This window comes from Caballeronia sp. (assembly GCF_028292365.1).
Taxonomy (GTDB): Bacteria; Pseudomonadota; Gammaproteobacteria; order Burkholderiales; family Burkholderiaceae; genus Caballeronia.
Map to the genome: position 1 here is coordinate 1 of NZ_JAQGMM010000202.1, position 20,248 is coordinate 20,248.

General features: G+C 61.1%; 21 protein-coding genes. 17 read left to right on the forward strand and 4 right to left on the reverse strand.

The annotated features are described in order from the left end of the window. The 14 genes from acs to JWR14_RS12595 all read left to right on the forward strand — a co-directional run. Positions 1–1,879, forward strand: a 1,879-nt coding sequence (gene acs / locus JWR14_RS12530; protein WP_299706721.1) for an acetate--CoA ligase, incomplete at its 5' end; no start/stop codon positions are given. Between the two features lie 113 nt (positions 1,880–1,992). After that, positions 1,993–2,604 carry an acetate uptake transporter gene (locus JWR14_RS12535; protein WP_299706724.1) on the forward strand — a complete coding sequence of 204 codons (612 nt, stop codon included), beginning with the start codon at positions 1,993–1,995 and terminating at the stop codon, positions 2,602–2,604. A 349-nt stretch (positions 2,605–2,953) separates the two neighbouring features. Continuing rightward, positions 2,954–4,420, forward strand: coding sequence for a F0F1 ATP synthase subunit beta (gene atpD, locus JWR14_RS12540; RefSeq protein WP_299706784.1), 1,467 nt, complete (start codon positions 2,954–2,956; stop codon positions 4,418–4,420). Beyond that, positions 4,417–4,860 carry a F0F1 ATP synthase subunit epsilon gene (locus JWR14_RS12545; protein WP_299706727.1) on the forward strand — a complete coding sequence of 148 codons (444 nt, stop codon included), beginning with the start codon at positions 4,417–4,419 and terminating at the stop codon, positions 4,858–4,860. The genes atpD and JWR14_RS12545 overlap by 4 nt, the downstream gene beginning before the upstream one ends. Then, positions 4,857–5,183, forward strand: coding sequence for an AtpZ/AtpI family protein (locus tag JWR14_RS12550; RefSeq protein ID WP_299706730.1), 327 nt, complete (start codon positions 4,857–4,859; stop codon positions 5,181–5,183). The genes JWR14_RS12545 and JWR14_RS12550 overlap by 4 nt, the downstream gene beginning before the upstream one ends. Further along, positions 5,180–5,461, forward strand: a complete 282-nt coding sequence (locus tag JWR14_RS12555) for an ATP synthase subunit I (RefSeq protein ID WP_299706733.1) — start codon at positions 5,180–5,182, stop codon at positions 5,459–5,461. Before JWR14_RS12550 ends, JWR14_RS12555 begins: the two co-directional genes overlap by 4 nt. Next, positions 5,458–6,156 carry a F0F1 ATP synthase subunit A gene (locus JWR14_RS12560; RefSeq protein ID WP_299706736.1) on the forward strand — a complete coding sequence of 233 codons (699 nt, stop codon included), beginning with the start codon at positions 5,458–5,460 and terminating at the stop codon, positions 6,154–6,156. The genes JWR14_RS12555 and JWR14_RS12560 overlap by 4 nt, the downstream gene beginning before the upstream one ends. Continuing rightward, complete coding sequence (locus tag JWR14_RS12565) at positions 6,153–6,401, forward strand: F0F1 ATP synthase subunit C (RefSeq protein WP_031359402.1); 249 nt, start codon at positions 6,153–6,155, stop codon at positions 6,399–6,401. Before JWR14_RS12560 ends, JWR14_RS12565 begins: the two co-directional genes overlap by 4 nt. A gap of 13 nt (positions 6,402–6,414) precedes the next feature. Beyond that, complete coding sequence (locus JWR14_RS12570) at positions 6,415–7,149, forward strand: F0F1 ATP synthase subunit B (RefSeq protein ID WP_299706746.1); 735 nt, start codon at positions 6,415–6,417, stop codon at positions 7,147–7,149. Next, positions 7,146–8,756, forward strand: a complete 1,611-nt coding sequence (locus JWR14_RS12575) for a F0F1 ATP synthase subunit alpha (protein WP_299706749.1) — start codon at positions 7,146–7,148, stop codon at positions 8,754–8,756. Before JWR14_RS12570 ends, JWR14_RS12575 begins: the two co-directional genes overlap by 4 nt. Next, on the forward strand, positions 8,753–9,691 hold the full coding sequence (locus JWR14_RS12580) for a F0F1 ATP synthase subunit gamma (protein ID WP_299706751.1): 939 nt from the start codon (positions 8,753–8,755) through the stop codon (positions 9,689–9,691). Before JWR14_RS12575 ends, JWR14_RS12580 begins: the two co-directional genes overlap by 4 nt. 15 nt (positions 9,692–9,706) lie before the next feature. Continuing rightward, positions 9,707–11,014: a divalent metal cation transporter gene (locus JWR14_RS12585; RefSeq protein WP_299706754.1), complete on the forward strand. Its 1,308-nt coding sequence runs from the start codon at positions 9,707–9,709 to the stop codon at positions 11,012–11,014. A 199-nt stretch (positions 11,015–11,213) separates the two neighbouring features. Beyond that, entirely contained in the window at positions 11,214–12,155 is a 942-nt protein-coding gene (locus tag JWR14_RS12590; RefSeq protein ID WP_299706757.1) for a DnaJ C-terminal domain-containing protein, read from the forward strand. 11 nt (positions 12,156–12,166) lie between these two features. Continuing rightward, positions 12,167–12,490 (forward strand): chaperone modulator CbpM, encoded by a 324-nt coding sequence (locus JWR14_RS12595; RefSeq protein ID WP_299706760.1) that lies wholly within the window; start codon positions 12,167–12,169, stop codon positions 12,488–12,490. 115 nt (positions 12,491–12,605) lie between these two features. Here JWR14_RS12595 and ydiK read toward each other — a convergent pair whose 3' ends face one another. Next, entirely contained in the window at positions 12,606–13,736 is a 1,131-nt protein-coding gene (gene ydiK, locus JWR14_RS12600) for an AI-2E family transporter YdiK (protein WP_299706763.1), read from the reverse strand. 289 nt (positions 13,737–14,025) lie between these two features. Next, entirely contained in the window at positions 14,026–15,543 is a 1,518-nt protein-coding gene (locus JWR14_RS12605) for a diguanylate cyclase (protein ID WP_299706766.1), read from the reverse strand. Between the two features lie 377 nt (positions 15,544–15,920). Here JWR14_RS12605 and JWR14_RS12610 point away from each other — a divergent pair, with 377 nt between their 5' ends. Further along, on the forward strand, positions 15,921–16,394 hold the full coding sequence (locus JWR14_RS12610) for a hypothetical protein (RefSeq protein WP_299706769.1): 474 nt from the start codon (positions 15,921–15,923) through the stop codon (positions 16,392–16,394). 206 nt (positions 16,395–16,600) lie between these two features. Here JWR14_RS12610 and JWR14_RS12615 read toward each other — a convergent pair whose 3' ends face one another. Continuing rightward, the gene (locus tag JWR14_RS12615; RefSeq protein WP_299706772.1) at positions 16,601–17,500 is read right to left on the reverse strand and encodes a LysR family transcriptional regulator; all 900 of its coding nucleotides are present in this window, start codon (positions 17,498–17,500) and stop codon (positions 16,601–16,603) included. A 125-nt stretch (positions 17,501–17,625) separates the two neighbouring features. Here JWR14_RS12615 and JWR14_RS12620 point away from each other — a divergent pair, with 125 nt between their 5' ends. Next, positions 17,626–18,096, forward strand: coding sequence for a cupin domain-containing protein (locus tag JWR14_RS12620; RefSeq protein ID WP_299706775.1), 471 nt, complete (start codon positions 17,626–17,628; stop codon positions 18,094–18,096). Between the two features lie 56 nt (positions 18,097–18,152). On the opposite strand, the gene JWR14_RS12625 is transcribed toward JWR14_RS12620, so the two are convergent. After that, positions 18,153–18,503 (reverse strand): hypothetical protein, encoded by a 351-nt coding sequence (locus tag JWR14_RS12625; protein ID WP_299706778.1) that lies wholly within the window; start codon positions 18,501–18,503, stop codon positions 18,153–18,155. Between the two features lie 1,338 nt (positions 18,504–19,841). Here JWR14_RS12625 and JWR14_RS12630 point away from each other — a divergent pair. Further along, positions 19,842–20,248: DUF1993 family protein (locus tag JWR14_RS12630; protein WP_299706781.1), on the forward strand; the 407-nt coding region annotated here is incomplete at its 3' end.

Here is a 20,248-nt window from a genome sequence, read left to right on the forward strand (position 1 = left end):
CGTGGCTGAGGCCGCGCAAGATCACGAAGCTTTCTGGGCACGTCTTGCGCGCGAGCATCTGAGCTGGCGCCGTCCTTTCACGCAGATTCTCAACGACCAGGATGCGCCGTTTTACAAGTGGTTCGAAGACGGCGAACTGAATGCGTCGTACAACTGCCTCGATCGCAATCTGGCCAGCGGCAATGCGAACAAGACCGCAATCATCTTCGAGTCCGACGACGGCAAGGTCGCGACCGTCACATATCAGGCGTTGTATCACCGCGTATGCCGGCTCGCGAATGCACTGCGGGCACGCGGTGTAAAGAAAGGCGACCGCGTAGTCATCTATCTGCCGATGTCAGTCGAAGGCGTTGTCGCGATGCAGGCTTGCGCACGCATTGGCGCACCGCATTGCGTCGTATTCGGTGGCTTTTCCGCGAAGTCGCTGCATGAGCGCATCACGAATGTTGGCGCGGTTGCAATCCTTACCGCGGATGAGCAGGTTCGCGCCGGCAAGACGCTGCCGCTGAAAAGCATTGTGGACGAGGCGCTTGCAATGGGCGGCACCGACGCGGTCAAGACCGTCGTCATCTACCGGCGCACGGGCGGCCGGATTCCGTGGATCGGCGGCCGCGACGCATGGTTGCATGAGCTGGAGCAAGCGCAGCCGGACACCTGCGAGCCCGAATGGGTCGGCGCCGAGCATCCACTGTTCGTGTTGTATACCTCAGGGTCGACCGGTGCACCCAAAGGCGTGCAACACAGCACCGGAGGGTATCTGCTGTGGGCCGCGGTCACCATGAAGTGGACCTTCGATATCAAGCCCCACGATGTCTTCTGGTGTACCGCCGATATCGGCTGGATCACGGGGCATACGTACATCTGCTACGGGCCGACCGCCGTCGGCGCAACCCAGGTTATCTTCGAAGGCGTGCCCACGTACCCGAACGCTGGCCGCTTCTGGGACATGATCGAGCGCCACAAGGCGACGATTTTCTACACGGCGCCAACGGCTATCCGGTCTCTCATCAAGAGTGCTGAAGCGGATCGCGCGGTGCATCCGGCAAGCTATGACCTGAGCACGTTGCGCATCCTCGGTACGGTCGGTGAACCCATCAATCCGAGCGCATGGAACTGGTACTCGGAGCATGTCGGTGGTGGCAAGTGCCCTGTACTCGACACGTTCTGGCAGACCGAAACAGGCGGTCACATGATCACGCCGTTGCCGGGCGTTACCCCGCTTGTTGCCGGTTCCTGCACGCTGCCGCTGCCCGGCATAGATGCCGCGATCGTCGATGAAACCGGCAACGAAGTTCCGAACGGGCAAGGTGGCGTGCTGGTCATCAGAAAACCGTGGCCGTCGATGATCCGCACTGTCTGGGGCAACCCGGAGCGCTTTCGCAAGGGCTATTACCCCGGCGAACTGGGAGGTAACCTGTACCTCGCCGGAGATGGCGCGATTCGCGACGCCGACACAGGTTATTTCACGATCACCGGCCGTGTTGACGATGTGCTCAATGTATCGGGTCACCGTATGGGGACGATGGAAATAGAGTCAGCGCTCGCGGCCTGTCCGTTGGTTGCCGAAGCGGCAGTCGTTGGTCGCCCCGATGAAACCTTCGGGGAAGCGATCGTCGCATTCGTCGTGCTGAAAGGTCCGCGTCCTACCGGTACCGACGTGAAGCGCATAGCCGATGAATTACGCGCGTGGGTCGGCAAGGAGATCGGTCCGATTGCAAAACCGAAGGAGATCCGTTTCGGCGACGCGATGCCGAAAACGCGTTCCGGCAAGGTCGTGCGCCGGATGTTGCGCTCGGTCGCGAAGGGCGAAGCAATCTCGCAAGACACGTCCACCGTCGAAAATCCGCAAGTGATTTCGCAGTTTGCCGACCCGGCTTAGCGAGCGCTTAAAGATCGCATATCGAGAACGCTCAACCCTATGCATGCGTCGCGCGGCTGTTGATTAATCCGGACTACTGCGCGACAGATTTTGTTTCCTTCAGGAGACTTATCATGAACTTCAAGACACCCAACCCCGCGTCCCTCGGGCTCGCCGGATTTGCGTTGACAACCTGGCTGCTCAGCATGATCAACGCTGGCTGGTTCACAAGCGATTCAATGGGCATGGTGCTCGCCGTCGCCTTCACTTTCGGCGGCACAGCGCAGGCATTAGCCGGACTCATGGAGATACCGCGCGGCAACACGTTCGGCGCCACCGCGTTCCTCAGCTATGGCGCGTTCTGGTGGTCGCTCGCGCTTTTCGTGCTGTTCCTGCATGACAAGGTTCCGGCCGCCTTTATTGGCTGGTACCTGTTCCTGTGGGGCGTATTCACGTTGTATATGTGGGTCGCGACATGGCGCTCGGCGCGCGCGCTGCAACTGGTGTTCTTCGTCCTTTGGATCACCTTCTTCGTGCTGGCCGCAAGCGAATGGACCGGTCTCGTATGGCTGCATCACGCGGGTGGCTATTGCGGTCTCGTCACAGCCGCGCTGGCGTTCTATCTGTCCGCCGCCGAAATCATCAACGAGATGCATGGGCGCAGCGTACTGCCTGTGGGGATAGCCGGCGCGGCGATTGGCGGGTCGATATCGGTTGATTCAGCGGGGAACCTTCAACGAAGCTGATCGACGGGTGACGGCGGCGCGAAAGTCTTTCGCGCCGCCGTTGCAAGGTTGAACTGCCGTGCGGCCTTCGCGGCCGAAAAAGCGGCTGGTTCGGGCGCACGGAATTGCCGCGATTGCGCCTCGTCAACGGTTGATAAAGATCAAGGGTTTCCACCCCTTAGACGATAAAGTTGACTCGAGTCCGCGCCGTTCTTTGGCGGTCCCTCGCGCCGGCAGCACTGTCACGGCAAGTCACCGGACGCATGCTCCTCCTCCGTTTCGGTGGCGAGAATGCAGCCTGTCTGAAGGAATCAAATTGAACACTCGACCCGCAGCTGCCTCTACCGAAAACCATCCCTCGACGGACGGAGTGGAGAACGCGAGTCCGGTCGACGGCCGACAGGGTCGCGTAGTAGCGGTGCGGGGCGCGATCGTTGATGTCGCGTTCGACCACGCTGCGTTACCGCTCATCGAAGAATCGCTTTCCATCTTCACCGATCGTGGTCCGCCGATCATCGCGGAAGTGCAGGCTCATCTGGACGAATACACGGTGCGCGCGCTGGCACTGCAATCCACTGACGGGCTGAATCGCGGTACCGCCGTGCGTGCCTCTGGCGGGCCAATTCTTGTGCCGGTAGGTGAAGCCATGTTGGGACGTCTGATCGATGTCACCGGTACGCCCGGAGACCGCGGCGTACCCTTCGCCGACGATGTCCCGCGCCGCCCGATTCATCGTGCCCCGCCACCCTTTGCATCGCAGAGCGCGGCCACCGAGATCTTCTGGACCGGGATCAAGGTCATCGACTTGTTGACCCCGCTTGCGCAGGGGGGAAAGGCCGCCACCTTCGGCGGCGCCGGGGTCGGCAAGACCGTGCTCGTGATGGAGCTCATCCACGCAATGGTCGAACGCTATAAAGGCATCTCGGTCTTCGCCGGGGTCGGCGAGCGTTCGAGGGAAGGCCACGAGATGCTGCTCGACATGCGTAACTCCGGCGTGCTGCCGCGTACGGTATTGGTCTACGGCCAGATGAACGAACCCCCCGGCGCACGCTGGAGGGTGCCGCTGACTGCGCTCACCGTCGCCGAATATTTTCGCGACGAACGTCACCAGAACGTGCTCCTGCTGATGGACAACGTCTTCCGGTTTGTCCAGGCAGGCGCTGAAGTCTCAGGCCTGCTCGGACGGCTGCCCTCGCGGGTTGGCTACCAGCCGACGCTCGCAAGCGAAGTGGCCGCGCTGCAGGAACGCATTGTGTCGGTCGGCGGCGTGTCGGTGACCGCGATCGAGGCCGTCTATGTCCCGGCGGATGACTTCACCGATCCGGCCGTGACGACCATCGCGGCGCATGTGGACAGCATGATCGTGCTGTCGCGTTCGATGGCCGCCGAGGGCATGTATCCCGCCATCGACCCGATCGCTTCGTCGTCCATCCTGCTGGACCCGGCTTTCGTCGGCCATGAGCACGCGGCGGTCGCCATCGAGGTGCGCAAGACCATCGAACATTATCGGGAATTGCAGGACGTGATCTCGTTGCTCGGCGTTGAGGAACTGGGCGTGGACGATCGTCGCATCGTTGGACGGGCTCGCCGCTTGCAGCGCTTTCTGAGCCAACCGTTCACCGTCACGGAGGCGTTCACGGGTGTGCCCGGCCGCTCGGTGGCGGTCGCCGATACGATTGCCGGCTGCAAGGCGATCCTCGCCGGCGATTGCGACAACTGGCAAGAAAGCTCGCTCTACATGATCGGCACACTCGATGAAGCCCGCGCCCGGGAAGCCGCCTCGTCAACGGCGACTGCGGCTAAGGCCGAACCTGCGGCGGAGCACGTCGAATCATGAGTGCGCTCTTGCATCTGACTATCGCCACACCGGCGCGCGTGCTGTTCGACAGCACGGAGGTAGCCGCGCTGCGTGCTGAAGACACTACGGGCAGCTTCGGCATTCTGCCCGGCCATGCGGCATTCCTGACCGTGCTTGCACCGTCCGTACTCCGTTGGCACGAGGCTGACGGTATCGAACAATTTTGCGCAGTGAAGGAAGGTGTGCTGCGCGTATCAGGCGGACATGAAGTATCGATTGCATGCCGCGAAGGTGTGATGGGCACGAACGGTATATCGCTCGAGGTACTCGAGGCACAAGTCGATGCCGCACGAGCGGCGCAGCTAGACGCGGTGCGGCGTGCTCGCGTCGACGAAACCCGACTTCATGCGCAAGCCGTGCGCCAGTTGCTGCGGTATCTGCGCCCGAGCCCGGGACCGGCGGACGGAGCAGGACCGTGACTCAACCCTCGCCTGACGATATCGATCCCAAGCACGACGATGACGACCGCATGGCGCATGCTGCCCGGCAAGCCGCGCAGCGCAAACGCGGGGCGCTGGAAGAGCCGGAACCATCGCTCGGCGTCCGTCTCGGTCAGATTGGCATCCTCGGCTGGACCATCGTCGTGCCGACTCTGCTTGGGCTCGTCATTGGCCATTGGCTCGACCGGCACTTCAACACCGGCGTGTTTTTCTCGGCGCCCCTGCTCATGGCCGGTGCGGCCGTTGGATTGTGGTCTGCATGGAAATGGATGCATCGGCAAACCCGGGGAGATCGGCAATGACTTATCACTTACCGCTCGCAGCCCAGATCGGATTTGGTGTGAGTGTCGGCCTTGTGGCCGGTGCAATCCACTTCTCGACCTTGCGCTGGAACGTCCGGCTGCTGATCTCCGGCACGCCGGCGAAGGCCATCGCTCTGCAACTTTTACGTCTCGCAGGTGTGGTCGTTCTGTTCGGCATCCTGGCTAAACTTGGCGTGTGGCCGCTGTTATGCGGCGCGGCCGGTTTGTTGTTGGCGCGCAGCGTCGTCCTGCGACGAGTACAGGTCAGCACGCCATGATTGCCTCGCCTCTCGTCACTGCCACGCTGTTCCATATCGGGCCGATCAATGTATCGGCGCCGGTAGTAGCAACGTGGGTCATCATGGTCCTGCTAGCCGGCGGCGCCGCTTGGTACACGCGCCGCTTGTCGCTCACGCCATCGAAAATGCAGACGGTGCTCGAACTGGTGGTCAGCACCATAGACGACCAGATTCGCGACACCATGCAAGCCGAGCCCGAGCGTTATCGTTCTCTGGTAGGCACGCTCTTTCTGTTTATCCTGGTGAGCAACTGGTCTTCACTCCTGCCCGGTGTCGAACCTCCGACCGCTCACGTGGAAACCGACGCCGCGCTCGCCCTGATCGTGTTCTGCGCGACCATTTTCTACGGCATCCGCACGCGCGGCCTGGGCCGTTATCTCGCCACGTTTGCAGAACCCACCTGGATCATGATCCCGCTCAACGTGGTCGAGCAGATCACGCGGACCTTCTCGCTGGTCGTACGTCTGTTCGGGAATGTAATGAGCGGCGTCTTCGTGGTGGGCATCGTGCTGTCACTCGCGGGGCTGCTCGTCCCCATCCCGCTGATGGCGCTCGACCTCCTGACCGGCGCAGTGCAGGCGTACATCTTCACGGTTCTCGCGATGGTCTTCATTGGCGCCGCGCTAGCCGAAAACTCCACAAAGACTTCCAGCAAAGAGGCAAGCCAGCAATGAACAATCTGATCCAGGTAGTGAGCATTCTCGCCGCAGCGCTTGCGGTCTCGTTCGGCGCAATCGGGCCCGCGCTTGGCGAAGGCCGCGCGGTCGCCGCCGCCATGGACGCGCTCGCTCGACAGCCGGAATCCGCCGGCACGATCTCGCGCACGCTCTTCGTTGGCCTGGCGATGATCGAGACCATGGCGATCTACTGTCTGGTCATCGCCCTGCTCGTGCTGTTCGCCAATCCGTTCGTCAAGTGAGCGCGCACTGATCATGCACATCGACTGGTGGACTCTCCTGCTGCAGACCGTGAACGCGCTTGTGCTCGTCTGGTTGCTGGCGCGCTTTCTGTTTCGGCCAGTAGCAAAAATCGTGGCGGAGCGCCAGCATGCAGCCGCGGCGCTAATGGCCGATGCCGCCGCAGCCAAAGCCGCGGCCATTGTTGAACAGCAGAAGGCCACCGCTGAGAGTGCTGAACTTGCCGCGCAACGCGCGCATCTGCTCGACGCGGCAACGGCCGAAGCCGCGCAGCTCAAGACATCGCTGGAGAACGCGGCCCGCACCGAGACTGACCAGATGCGCACGGCCGCGCAAACCGCCATCGACGCCAGCCGGCGCGAGGCCGCTTCAGCCGACTCCGATCGCGCGTCGCAATTCGCACTCGATGTCACCGCACGGCTACTCGATCGCCTGCCCGCCGAGGCGCGGATCGCGGGATTTATCGATGGACTGGCGCGCGAGCTCGCCGCGCTGCCGGAGGCTACACGGGCACAACTGACCGGCGACGATGAGCCGGTGCACCTGATCGTGCCTCGCGCCCTCACCGACGATGAACTGGTGGCATGTCAAACCGCGTTCACGCAGGCGTTGGGACATCCGCTGCAGGTTCAGGTCACGGTCGATCCTGCCGTGATTGCGGGGCTCGAACTGGAAGCGCCGCACGCACTCGTGCGCAACAGTTTTCGGCATGATCTCGCCGGCCTGAAAGCGGAGCTCCTCAGCGCATGACACCCATCGAAAGCGACCTCGCCACGGGAGGCGAAGGAGGCAAAGGAGGCAAAGGAAGCAACGACTGGCTCGCCAGCAGCCGCGCCGCCCTCGCCCGCGTTCAGTTTGCACCGCAGGCGGAAACTGTCGGACGCGTTGAACACGTGTCAGACGGCATTGCTTCCGTCTCGGGCCTGCCCGATGTGCGCCTGAACGAGCTGCTGCGCTTCGAAGGCGGCCGGTTCGGCTTTGCCCTGACGCTGGACGCCGATGCTATCGGCGCGGTCCTGCTCGATGACGGCGATGCGATCTCCGCTGGCTCGCGCGTCACCGGAACGGGCCGAGTGGTGGAAGTGCCGGTCGGTCCCGGACTGCTCGGGCGAGTGGTCGATCCGCTCGGCCGGCCACTCGACAACGACGAACCCGTATCGGCTGAAATGCATTTGCCGATCGAGCGGCCGGCGCCTTCCATCATCGACCGGGATCTGGTCGCGCAACCGGTCGCCACCGGCATCCTGCTGATCGACGCGTTGTTTGCAATCGGGCGCGGTCAGCGCGAGTTGATCATTGGCGACCGGGCGACCGGCAAGACCTCGATTGCCATCGACACAATCGTGAATCAGAAGCACACCGACATGATCTGCGTGTATGTGGCGATCGGTCAGCGTGCGACCGCCGTGCAGCGCGTGATCGATGCCGTGCGCCGTCACGGCGCGCCCGAGCGATGCGTATTCGTGATCGCGTCGGCGGCAGCATCCCCGGGTTTGCAATGGATCGCGCCGTTCAGCGGTATGTCCATCGCCGAATATTTTCGTGACCGCGGGCAACATGCGCTCATCGTGATCGACGACCTGAGCAAGCATGCCGCGACGCATCGCGAACTGGCGTTGCTCACACGCGAACCGCCCGGCCGCGAAGCGTATCCCGGCGATATCTTCTATTTGCATGCGCGATTGCTGGAGCGCGCGGCGAAACTGTCCAAGGAACTCGGCGGCGGATCCCTCACTGCGTTGCCGATTGCGGAGACCGATGCCGGCAATCTGTCGGCTTATATTCCCACCAACCTGATCTCGATTACCGACGGGCAGATCATGCTCGACGCCGCGCTGTTCGCCGCCAACCAGCGGCCTGCCGTGGACGTCGGCCTGAGCGTGAGCCGGGTCGGCGGCAAGGCGCAATTGCCTGCGCTACGCAAAGTATCCGGGCGCTTGCGGCTCGATTATTCGCAGTTTCTGGAACTTGAAATGTTCACGCGCTTTGGCGGCGCGATGGAGCCACGGGTCAAGCGCCAAGTGGATCGTGGCCAGCGCATTCGCGCGTTGATCACGCAGCCGCGTTTTGCGCCGCTTCGCCCCGTTGACGAAATCGCGCTGCTGGCCGCGCTCGCCGACGGCGTGTTCGACGAGGAGCCGATCGGCTGCATTGCGACGGTTCGTGGCCGTCTCGCAGCACATCTGGACGCGCACGGCGGCCCTGGCGCGAGCGCTGCGCTGGTTGCAACGGGCACGCTCGACGAGGCCACGTTAACCGGACTGATAGCGGCGGTACGCGATCTTGGATTGCAAGTAAGCGCAGCGCCTGAAGCCGGGCCCATGCAAGAAACCAAACCCGAGGCCGCTTCGACATGAGCAATAAACTCAGCGAAGTACAGGCGCGCATGAATGGCGTACATGGGCTTGAATCGGTGGTCGGTGCAATGCGGGGTATTGCTGCAGCACGCTCGCGTGAAGCGCGTAGCCGTCTGGATGGCATTCGGGCCTGTGCGCGGATAGTCAGCGAGGCGATCGGCGACGCGGTACTGCTTATCGACGATCACGCGTCGCACGAAACCGCGAACGCGCGCGGAAAGCAGGATGCGGGCATGGTGATCGTCCTGTGCGCGGAACAGGGTTTTGTCGGCACATATAACGAGCATGTGATCGATGCAGCACTTGCATCGAGTACCGGGACCACGCGCGCTTCCTCGACGGAATACTTGCTGCTTGGCGACCGTGGGATCGTGGCGGCGACGGAACGCGGGTTGAACGTCGGCTGGTCTGCACCCATGGTCACTCATGCCGACGAAGTGCCCGCACTCGCCGATCGCCTCACCGGCGTCCTGTTCCAGCGCCTGGTCGCCGGGCGGACGACTCGCGTGAGCGTGGTTCACGCAACGCCAAACCCAACCGCTTCCGTCCAGACCGTCGAGCAGACTTTACTGCCGTTCGATTACGGGCGCTTTTCGGCAGCGTCTCCTGCAACCGCGCGCCGCAACCCGCCGCTCATCAACCTCGCGCCGCAGCAGCTGTTATCGCAGCTCGCGGAGGAATACATCTTCGCGCAGCTTTGCGAGGCCATCATGCTGTCGTTCGCCGCCGAAAACGAAGCGCGCATGCGGGCGATGATCGCTGCGCGCACGAACGTCCATGACAAGCTCGAAGCATTGACCGGTGACTATCGCCGGCTGAGACAAGAGGAGATCACGTCGGAGATCGTGGAGCTTTCCGCAGGAAGCATCGCCGCCGGCAGATCTTCAAAAAAGCCGCGCCCGCGCAATGAACCCGGCTCCTCCCCCTCCTTCTGATACCACCACGCCATCATGGACGAGCCTTCCCAGGAATACGATGCAGAGGGCCGCGATCCGGTGATTGGCCCCACCAAACCGCATTTGCTCGGCGTGCTGGGCCCCGGCCTGATCACGGGCGCCTCCGACGACGACCCTAGCGGCATCGCGACCTATAGTCAGGTGGGCGCGGCCTTCGGCTACGGACTGTCGTGGACGCTGTTGTTCAGCTACCCGCTGATGGTCGCCATCCAGATGATCAGCGCACGCATCGGGCGCACCACTGGACACGGCATAGCAGGTGTATTGCGTCTGCACTATTCAACCTGGCTGCTGCAGTGGGTCGTTGCGCTTCTGCTGATTGCGAATATTGTCAATCTGGGGGCGGACCTGGGCGCCATGGCCGATGCCCTCGCGCTGTTGCTGCCCGGTCCCAAGTGGCTCTACGTGCTGCTGTTCTCGGTGATCTGCGTCGCCATGCAACTGCTGCTGCAATACACACGTTATGTGGCGGTGCTGAAGTGGTTCACGTTGTCGCTGTTTGCGTATTTCGCCGTGCTGGCGGTGGCGCACGTTAACTGGGGCCAACTCGCGAGCAACATGTTCCTGCCGCGGCCCGTGTGGACATCGGCGTATCTCACTGCCGTCGTGGCAGTGTTTGGCACGACAATCAGCCCCTACCTGTTCTTCTGGCAATCCGATGAGGAAGTCGAGGACATGCACGTGCATCCCCGGCGACTCGATCTATTCGATGCACCTGAACAGGGTCCCAAGGCGCTGCGCCGTATCCAGGTCGACACGCTTGCGGGCATGGGATTGTCCAACCTGGTCGCGCTTGCCATTCTGGCGACGACGGCGGCGACTCTCCACGCAGGCGGTATCGTTGACATCGAAACGTCGGCGCAGGCGGCACAGGCTCTGCGGCCCATCGCCGGCCCATTCGCCGCGCTGTTCTTCACGGTCGGGCTGATCGGAACCGGTTTGCTGGCCGTGCCTGTTCTTGCTGGATCGGCGGCGTATGCGATGGGTGAAGCGCGGAACTGGCCGGTGGGCTTCACGCGCAAAATGCAGGAGGCGAAGGCTTTTTACGCGACCATCGCAGTGGCGACGCTGATCGGCATGGTCATCAACTTCACGTCGATCAACCCGATCAAGGCGCTCTACTGGAGTGCGGTGCTCAATGGCGTAGTCGCCGTGCCGGTCATGTTCGTGATGATGAAAATAGTGTGCCGTCCGGACATCATGGGAAAGTTTGCGGCCAAGGGCTGGCTGCGGGCGCTGGGCTGGATGGCAACGGCGGTCATGCTGGTGATCTCGGTGGGCATGGTGGTTACCTCTATCTGACGTTGCGCTGTTGGTTACTTGTTAGCCACTTCCCGCGCTGCGCCGCCTTGTCCTACACTCTTCTATCGACGTGATTGATCGAGGAAACAACGAAATAACCACGAGGTAACCAGGCAACGCGACCGGGCAAACGCGATACCCGCCATCGCGACGCCTTAGCTCAGACGAAAACTCCTTCCACTTTTATTTTGGGTCTCAAATGAAATTCAAGGACTATTACGAAGCCTTGGGAGTCGAGCGCACCGCGACACTCGCGGACATCAAGAAAGCCTACCGCAAGCTCGCTCACAAATATCATCCCGACGTCTCGGCCGAACCGGACAGCGAAGCGAAGTTCAAGGACGTCGCCGAAGCCTATGCCACGCTGAAAGACCCGGAAAAGCGCGAAGCCTACGACAACCTCGGCAAACATCCGGCCGGCGAATCCTTCACGCCGCCACCGGACTGGCAGCAACATTTCCATACGGGCGATGCCGGTCTCGACGATGTCGACCTCGAGGATCTATTCGCAGCCTTTGGCCGTGGCGGCGTCGGCAGCGGCGGCGGCACTCATCGCAGACAAAGCTTTCCAGTGCCAGGGCAGGACTACGAAATCGCCGCGCCGGTGTCGCTTGAGCAGATCCATCGCGGCGACGAGATCGAGCTGAGCGCCGAGCTTCCCGAGTTCGACGCCAATGGCCTCGCGCATCGCGTGCCACGGACCTTTCGGATCACCATTCCCAAATCAGCGGCGAACGGGCAGCGCCTGCGATTAGCCGGCAAGGGCGGCCCGGGCTTTAATGGCGGACGACCCGGTGACCTGTATGTGTCGCTTCAATTGCAGCCCCATCCGCTTTATCGGCCCGATGGCCGCGACCTCTACATCGATCTGCCGCTCGCGCCCTGGGAAGCCGTGTTGGGGGCGAGCGTACACGTCCCCACCCTTGCCGGCACGGTGGAACTCAGCGTAAAACCGGGCACGACCGCGGGCCAAAAATTGCGGCTCGCCAAGCGCGGACTGGCATCGGCCGATGGCAACATCGGGGCGCTGTATGCCGTCGTCAGGATAGAAGTGCCCAAGACGGTAAGCGCTCGTGAACACGAGTTGCTGGAACAACTGGCGGCGGCATCGACCTTCAACCCGCGCAAACATTTCGCGTAAGGAGAAAAGCCATGAGCACACCATTAAGCAAGTCGGTCTGGCTTAACGACGTGGACGTTTGCCAGGTTGAATATCTGGCGGAGGCATCGGGTTTATCGATTGAGGAAATTGAAGACCTCATCGATACCGGGGTCATCAAGCCGGCTGAGACCGGCACACCCACGCGCATGTTCCAGTTGCGTTATGTCGTGACCGTGAAAACGGCAAGGCGGCTGCGCGACGATTTCGAACTCGACCGGCGAGGACTTGCGCTGGCGCTGTCATTGTTGCAACGCATAGATGAACTGCAAGCCGAAATACACGCAACGAAAGCGCGGCTCGGACATCCACGATGACCGCGATGATCCCGTAGGGTGGGTTGAGTTTGGTACATGGCTACGAGCGGACGCGCTTAGCCATGTACCGACGCAGCACAACGCAGCGGGGAGGAGCCCTCGTGCGCCTGCCGCGTCAGGAGAAGTCTTTCGGATGGCTTTCTGCCGTCAGTCGAGCGTCTTGCGCAACGTCAACCACGACCACGGGCGGAGGTTCGTTCATCCACGCTTCCAGGAGCGTAGACGCCACCGCCAGGATCACCGGGCCAACGAACAAACCGACTATCCCGAACGCGAACATGCCGCCCAACACGCCGGCCAGGATCAATAGCATCGAGAGATTGACGCCGCGCCTGATCAGGACCGGCCGCAGCAAGCTGTCGAGCATGGCGACCGCGACTGACCAGACCAGCAGGAGGATGGCGGCGATGGTTGAGTCATGCATGAAAAGCCACGCGACACCGCCGAGCAAGGGCAGCAACGGCCCGATCTGCGCGAGGCACAACATCAGCATGACCGCGGTCAATATTCCGGCAGCAGGAACGCCTGCTATCCACAAACCGATCCCGCCCAGCGCGGACTGCGCCACCGCTGTCACGACAATCCCGAGCGCGACCGCGCGAATCGCCAGTCCCGCCAGCTTGACCGCTGCCGCGCCCCGCTGAGCAGCAAGCCGGGTGGCGAAACGCGTCACGAAGCGGCCCGCTGCTTCACCCTGGCTATAGAGAATGCCCGCGATAATGATCGTGACGAACATGTGAATCACGAACACGCCTACAGCGGCTGCATGACCAAGCATCCAGCGCGCGACGATCGTCAGATACGGTTCGAGCTTCGCGAGAATGCCGCCCGGCCCGGCGTCCGACAAAGTCTGCCACTCATGCGCGGCGCGCTGCCCGGCCAGCGGAATATCGCCGACCCAGCTCGGGGGAGGCGGCAGGGCATAGGTGGGCAGAAGCTTGATGGTTCCCATGATGTCTGCCGCGTGCAAAGCCAGTGTTGAAATGGCCTCGTAGAGCGGCAGTGCAATCACGACCAGCAGGATGAGCAGCATCACCACGGTTGCTATCCATCGGCGATTGCCAACGCGGCGCTGTACCGCGAGCATCACCGGCCAGGTAGCAACAACAATAGTGGTCGCCCAAATAAGCCCCGGAATGAAAGGCCGCAAAATATAAAGGCTGCCGATCGTCAACGCGGACAGGATGACAATGACGAACAGAATGCGGGCAATATCGATGGGGGGACGCGGGGTCATTTCATTCATCTCGTGCTCCTGACAAGGATATTCTGGCTGTGCCTGAACGCGCGTTCGAAACCGCGAAAGGTTGCCACAGGTGCGCGGAGGAGCGACTTTGACAGGGTTCGCCCCGGATGTCCATACGCCTCAGGTGATGAACGCAGCGATGTTCCGGAACTCCGCGGCGAGGGCAGCGGCGCGTGATGTGCGTCGTGCTGGCAAACAACCACAACCGCGACCGCCACTGCAGCAGCCCTTCCTCCACTTCAGATGCAATTCACCGCGGCTGCATCAACCGTTATGGTGATCGGACGCATCAAGCCTCAGCAGTCGACACCTTGTTCCGGCCGGTTGCCTTCGCGTTGTACAAGGCTTCGTCGGCGGCCTTGATCACGGTCGTCAGATCGTCGTCCATCTGCGGTTCACGGCTCACCGCACCAATACTGGCCGTCACGCACCCGTACTCGCTGCCCGCATGCTCGATATGGCATGCGCAAATAGCTGAGCGGATCTTCTCCGCGATCAGCGAAGCGCCCGGCGCCGAGGTATCGGGAAGCACAACAATAAACTCCTCTCCTCCATATCGCGCAGCACTGTCGGCCGGACGCCGGATGTTGTCCGCAATACAGCGTGCGACCGCCGCCAGGGTATCGTCGCCGGCCTGATGGCCGTAGGTGTCGTTGTAGGCCTTGAATCGATCGATATCGACAAACAGCAGCGACAGCACACTCTGCGAGCGTTTGGCACGACGCCACTCGAGTTCAAGGATCTCGCCAAGACTGCGGCGGTTGTTCAATCCAGTCAGGCCGTCCGTCCTCGCGAGCAATTCCAGCGCCGACTCAGCCCGCATGCGCCGCCGCAACTGCATCCCGAGCAGAATGGAGAGCGTGATGAACGCCGCGCCGAACACGGCCATCAGCGACCCGATCGTGAGAGCCCGGCGCCGCCATGAAGCGTACATATCTTCCTCGGACGCCGCCGCCATGATGATCAGCGGCGCGCGCGGAAAGTTGGCAAACCAATACAGCCGGCGAGTGCCATCGAGTGACGATTTTTCGCTGAAACTGCCGTCCCGCGCTAATAAAAACTGCTTGAAAGTGGCGGCGTCCTTGATGTTTCGCCCAATAACCTTGGGATCGTAAGGCTGCCGCATCAGCATTGAGCCGTCGCGTCCGATCAGCGAAAGCGATCCGTGCGGGCCTAGCGCCAAGCCGGAAAACAGGTCGTGAAAATACGCAATATTCACCGCCAGAAGCACGATTCCCGCAAACGATCCGTCCGGGTTGGAAAGCCGTCTGCTCAGGCCGATGCTCGGCGTGCCGTTGCGCAAGCGAGACAGGTAGGGATCGCTTATATAGAGACCCGCGTGCGGGTTGTCGCGTTGAATCGTGAAATACGGCCGGTCGCTGAAATTACCGGCTCTCGGTGTGTCGCCGCCTGAATCGATGACGACGTTGCCGAGCGCATCCATTACCAGCATGGAGCCAAGATATTTCGCGCTGGCGGCGCGGTCGAAGAGTACCTCCCGGCGCATGTGCGGCGGCAAGGCCATGACGTCGGATTGTTGAAGCCCGTCGACCACGGCTTGCAGCGACAGTTCGTAAAGCTCGAGATTGCGTTCTATATCGCGCTGTGCAATGACGGCGATATCGCGCAAAGTGTCGCGGGTGTGCTCCAGCGCATCCTGACGACTCTGATACAGCACCACACCGCACAGGCCCACCATGACAACTGCAATAAAAACGCCACACGAAGCGACAGCAGCGGACGTCGACAACCCGCGCTTGATGCGGCTCACTATGCCGGCGCAGCTAGCTAGCTCTGCTTTTGTCATTGTGGTTGCGGTCTTTCCGACTTGATAGAGGAGACGGTTCTCGTCCCTGGTCCCGCGGATCAACCTCGATGCATCCGCGGATCTCACGTTCAACTAATGTCTGACCGACATCCCGCCGCCGAACCTCCAATCCAAGGAAATCATTACCCGGTTCACATCTCACATCACTATCAGTATTACTACTAGTTACCGGCCCGGCGGTTCGTTTGCCATGCCGTTATGCACACGCCATTATTGGCGGGCGGGTTTCCAACGGAGAATGTGCCACCGGATATCTCACCGGATGTTTCACCCCGTGTTTCCCGCGTTACGAATCATATTCCATCAACCCCGTGCCCGGTGTGTTCGTGGAAACCCAGGCTCATAAGGAGGCGTCGATGTTCCAACGGCTATATCAAGTCCATGAAGTGGCGCAAGACACTCAAGAAGTGGCGACTGCCCGCAAGATTGCGGCGATTGTTGCAGCACTTACTATTCCCACCATTGCACGTTCGGAGCTTGCTTACCGCACCCTGCCCGTCGACCTGGAAGCAAAACTGGTTGGTTATCTCCAGGGATTTTGCGTGCCGATCTGCGCGGCGTGGCAAATCGATGACTCGGATGTTCAACTCGCCGCCACCGGCCTCGTGATCAAGTTGATTTTTCCCGACAGCCAGGCATCGCTCAGCTATTCGGTTGAGGGCGCGCTCCTGGGCTCGGAGGCCTTCAGCAAAGGCGTCGAGGCGGGCCATAGCGATGGCGAACTTTATCGAACCACCGGACGTAAGGGCACCGCGCTATTGCAGATCCTGGCGAGCGATTTCCGGGGGTTTTGCGACTATTCCAAAGTGGCAGCAGGCGTGCCCGCGTAAGTCGATGTAAGCCTTTGCGGTTGCTGGACTGGCGCTTGGGGAATCGAAGCGGGACGATGCTTCGAGGGATAGGTGTTGCCCGTCGTTTTCCTTGTTGATCGCTGATCGCCGGCTGAGCATTTAGTAGGTGCCTCCTGAAGACGCGTTGCCATCCGGTTTTGATTCGCGGTGCACATCATGTTGACGGTGCCGGTCGTCACTGCAATTCACGCAACGCCCACGCTCCTTTCATCGAGCAATGCATCGATGAATGAACGCACTCTTGGCGGCGTCATCCGCGCGCTGGGCGTCAGCACGCTGACCGGTAGCGGAGCCGGACGGCATCCGGGCAACTCCTCGATCAAGGTTCCCTGCGTGATGTGATGCGCCACCATGTGCTCGGGCACCTGCGCTATTCCGGCACCCTGCAATACCGCTTCGACCATTGCGTCTCCGTGACTCAAAGCAAAGCGGGATTGTGGCCGCAATTGAATATTTTCCCCGCCATCCACGAACTCCAGCGGGCGTTCCCGGCCGGAGGTAGGCATCCGGAACACAATGACCGATCGCTTCTCGACTTCCTCGACAGCACGCAACGCGCCATGGATTTTTATATAAGCGGGACTGGCGCACAGCACGAGATGCTGATGGTCGAACTGGCGTGCAACCAGACCGGAGTCATCCAGCGAGCCGATGCGTACAACCGCATCCAGGCCTTCGGTCACCGGGTTCACCCGCTCGTCGGTCAGGCGCATGTCGACGTTGAGCGCGGGATAAGCTGCAAGCAAGCGGTTCAACACCGGGACAATCCTGCGCGTTCCGTAGCCTATCGGCGCACCCACGCGCAACGTGCCTGTCGGCGCTTCAGCCGAGCGTGTTGCCGACAACTCCAGCGAATCGATCTCTTCAAGGACCCGTGCGCACTTCGCGAACAGAGCGTCGCCTTCCGCCGTGAGCCGGACTGCGCGCGTCGTTCGATGAAACAGCCTGACGCCGAGGTCGCTCTCGAGACGCGCCACGCTCTTTGCAACTGACGAGGGTGCAAGACCGAGTTCGCGGGCAGCCGCCGCGAAGCTGCTATTTCTTGCCACCGCAGCAAAACTCAAAAACTGTTTGAGGTTTTTCATGGTCGACGGTCGATGATCAATTCACGGTATGTTGCCGTGAATGTTACGGCATCGACGCATCTTTTTCTCGAAAGCCCGGCGGCTTATAGTGAACGTCCAAGTCCATGATCTTGTCGAGGAATGCCATGTTCGTATTGAATACCAACCCACCGGAATATAACTTCGCCGGGACGCGTGCGCGTTTGCTGATGTCCGGGAAGGACACGGGCGGCGCGTTCTGCATGATGGAGTTTTTCGGGCCACCGAACCGGGCCACGCCCCTGCATATCCATGAGCGCGAGGAGGAAACGCTCGTCGTCCTTGAGGGGATTGTCGACGTCACGATCGATGGCAAGCTGGTGAGTGTGCATCCGGGTGAAACGGCGTTGCTACCGCGCAATGTTGCACATCGGCTGGCCAACAACACCGAGTTGCCGTCGAGGTATTTGATCGTCTGCACGCCCGCCGGATTCGATGACTTCGTCGACGCTTGCGCCGACGCGCAGGCAGGTCCGGTCGCGCCTGTCCCGCCGTCGCCAGAGGATATTGGGCGCATGCGTGAAGCCGCGCCGCGGTTTGGGATTACGTTGTTGCCGGATGGTGGGGTTCGGGGGTAGCGGTGATTTGTACCGCGTCGCCGAATTTGAAGAAAAGCGCACGGTACAGCCCTGTTTCAAGTGCTTGACGGGCCATCGCCAGATTCGGGATCTTCCGTTACTGCGATAAGCGGACTTAATCGCGGCTGGCGGGTGGCCAACAATTTGAACGCGACCCCACCGATTAGACGCGCGAACTCATCGTCGAGCTTGAATCCAACATCGTGCAACGGCCAGTCCATGACAAGCGCGTTGTTCATCATTGGCAGGACCGACGCGCGATCTACGGTGCAAGTCGTAATCTTTTGACCGTCTTCGTCGTAAGCAATCAAAACACAAACCGCATTCTTTTCGCCCATCACATAATCCCCTTTCCGGTTACACAACGCGCCAAGCGTTGCGACGCTCGATCCGAGCACATACCCCATGACGTTTTTTGCATCGAGTAGTAGGCGCTGCATTCAGCCATATCCAAGTTATATTGAAACATGCACTCCGCTTCCTCGGCGGGTGTGAGAAAGACCCCTGCAACGGTATCGCCAGCCGCAGACCTCGCGCTTTCGATGTATCTAAACGGCGCGGCATCGCCTAGCGGCGTTCGCCTTGCATCGAACTCGGACACGTCCCCAACGGCTAGAGCGCCACCGTCCCCGAGCGAGACATTCAACGATGGAAACAACGACGTGACAGCGGAAACGATTGATCCAACCGATGGCGCAAGCGCTGCCAATCCGCCACTTGCAGAACGCGCTGCAAGATTTCGTGCGCCCGCTTCGGCAATTGTCTCGATGTGTCGGAACGGGGTAAGCGCCATCTTCGATGCTCGCGCGCGCTCATCAACTGCTTGCGTATAGCTCGCAAAGTCGGCGGCGTGCGCGGCGGACCTATCCGCGTAGGCTTTGATACGCTGCGCTACGTCGTCGTCCTGGTAATCAACGTCTCTACGCGTTGGAACGAAACCGTCATGCGCGATGTAGGCGGGTTGTGCTCGGAGAATCACAACCGATCCGTCGAGCACGCAGCGACATAAACACGTCACGATCTCACGCGGACTGTGCTCCCATTGCCCGGACAAATGCCACGGAATTGATTTGTGCAAAAACGTTCGAATCCTGCCCACAACGTCAGGTTGAGACGCCCAATGTCTTTCGTTCCGATCCGCAAACAGTTTCGCCCCTGCTTTGAGCGCGTCTAGCTCCGTTTCGTAGCGCTCACCGGGCGACAAATCTGCTGGCCCGCACAACATGTATCGGTAACGTCCATAGTTGAACAGTTCCACGCGCATCCCTTTTGTCTCCTGTTTTTTTAACGGCAAACGGGAGACGCTAACGCACTTTTCCGCGCGTCCATCTCAATAAACAAAGGGACGCGGGCTTGTTGGTGACGTTTGGGGCTCAACTCAGCACGAAAGAAGGTCCAGCGTTCACGGCGTATGGCGTACAAACCACCATCCGCTAGCGAGAAAGATTCAGGCGAGTAAGCACATGACCCGGCACCGCTAATCCAGAACCATGCTCAACCCGGCACAAACCACAGCGCGCTTATAATCGTGCGCGGCAATGGGCTGGGTGCAGCGCTCCGGTAAAGCCACGGTTTGCTCCGCAGCGACCCCACACCGCTTGGTGCGTGCCGCGTGACAGACACGTGACTAGCCGGCTCAATCACCTACCCAAGCCTGTCAAAGCTCAAGCCGCGACTCAGCACAGATAAAACTAACCGGCGCGGCATTGTTCGCGCAGGCAACCCCATCGACTGAAAGAGTGATCATGACCATCTCCATGTACAGCACGTCCGTCCCGGTTTTCAAGCAGATGCTGACCGCCCTGTCCGACGTGCTAAAGAAAGCGGAAACGCACGCGACAGAGAAGAACATCGACCCGAACGCGCTCCTGCAAGCACGTTTGTTCCCGGACATGTTCCCGCTGGTTCGCCAGGTCCAGATCGCCGCTGACTTCACCAAAGGCGTGACCTCGCGTCTGGCCGGCGTGGACGTACCGTCGTGGGCCGATACCGAAGTGACGTTCGCCGATCTGCAAGCACTGGTTGCCAAGGCGCTGGCTTACATCGGCACGTTCAACGCCGCGCAATTCGAAGGCAGTGAAAACAAGGAAATCGTGCTGCGTCCGGGTACGCCGAAAGAGAAGAAGCTGGCCGGCAGCGCCTATCTGCAACA

Excerpts from the sequence above, each read along its gene's own strand:
- JWR14_RS12535 (WP_299706724.1), top strand. The coding sequence starts at position 1,993 with ATGAACTTCAAGACACCCAACCCCGCGTCCCTCGGGCTCGCCGGATTT.
- JWR14_RS12545 (WP_299706727.1), top strand. The coding sequence starts at position 4,417 with ATGAGTGCGCTCTTGCATCTGACTATCGCCACACCGGCGCGCGTGCTG.
- JWR14_RS12555 (WP_299706733.1), top strand. The coding sequence starts at position 5,180 with ATGACTTATCACTTACCGCTCGCAGCCCAGATCGGATTTGGTGTGAGT.
- JWR14_RS12560 (WP_299706736.1), top strand. The coding sequence starts at position 5,458 with ATGATTGCCTCGCCTCTCGTCACTGCCACGCTGTTCCATATCGGGCCG.
- JWR14_RS12565 (WP_031359402.1), top strand. The coding sequence starts at position 6,153 with ATGAACAATCTGATCCAGGTAGTGAGCATTCTCGCCGCAGCGCTTGCG.
- JWR14_RS12570 (WP_299706746.1), top strand. The coding sequence starts at position 6,415 with ATGCACATCGACTGGTGGACTCTCCTGCTGCAGACCGTGAACGCGCTT.
- JWR14_RS12575 (WP_299706749.1), top strand. The coding sequence starts at position 7,146 with ATGACACCCATCGAAAGCGACCTCGCCACGGGAGGCGAAGGAGGCAAA.
- JWR14_RS12580 (WP_299706751.1), top strand. The coding sequence starts at position 8,753 with ATGAGCAATAAACTCAGCGAAGTACAGGCGCGCATGAATGGCGTACAT.
- JWR14_RS12585 (WP_299706754.1), top strand. The coding sequence starts at position 9,707 with ATGGACGAGCCTTCCCAGGAATACGATGCAGAGGGCCGCGATCCGGTG.
- JWR14_RS12590 (WP_299706757.1), top strand. The coding sequence starts at position 11,214 with ATGAAATTCAAGGACTATTACGAAGCCTTGGGAGTCGAGCGCACCGCG.
- JWR14_RS12595 (WP_299706760.1), top strand. The coding sequence starts at position 12,167 with ATGAGCACACCATTAAGCAAGTCGGTCTGGCTTAACGACGTGGACGTT.
- ydiK (WP_299706763.1), bottom strand. The coding sequence starts at position 13,736 with ATGAATGAAATGACCCCGCGTCCCCCCATCGATATTGCCCGCATTCTG.
- JWR14_RS12605 (WP_299706766.1), bottom strand. The coding sequence starts at position 15,543 with ATGACAAAAGCAGAGCTAGCTAGCTGCGCCGGCATAGTGAGCCGCATC.
- JWR14_RS12610 (WP_299706769.1), top strand. The coding sequence starts at position 15,921 with ATGTTCCAACGGCTATATCAAGTCCATGAAGTGGCGCAAGACACTCAA.
- JWR14_RS12615 (WP_299706772.1), bottom strand. The coding sequence starts at position 17,500 with ATGAAAAACCTCAAACAGTTTTTGAGTTTTGCTGCGGTGGCAAGAAAT.
- JWR14_RS12620 (WP_299706775.1), top strand. The coding sequence starts at position 17,626 with ATGTTCGTATTGAATACCAACCCACCGGAATATAACTTCGCCGGGACG.
- JWR14_RS12625 (WP_299706778.1), bottom strand. The coding sequence starts at position 18,503 with ATGGGGTATGTGCTCGGATCGAGCGTCGCAACGCTTGGCGCGTTGTGT.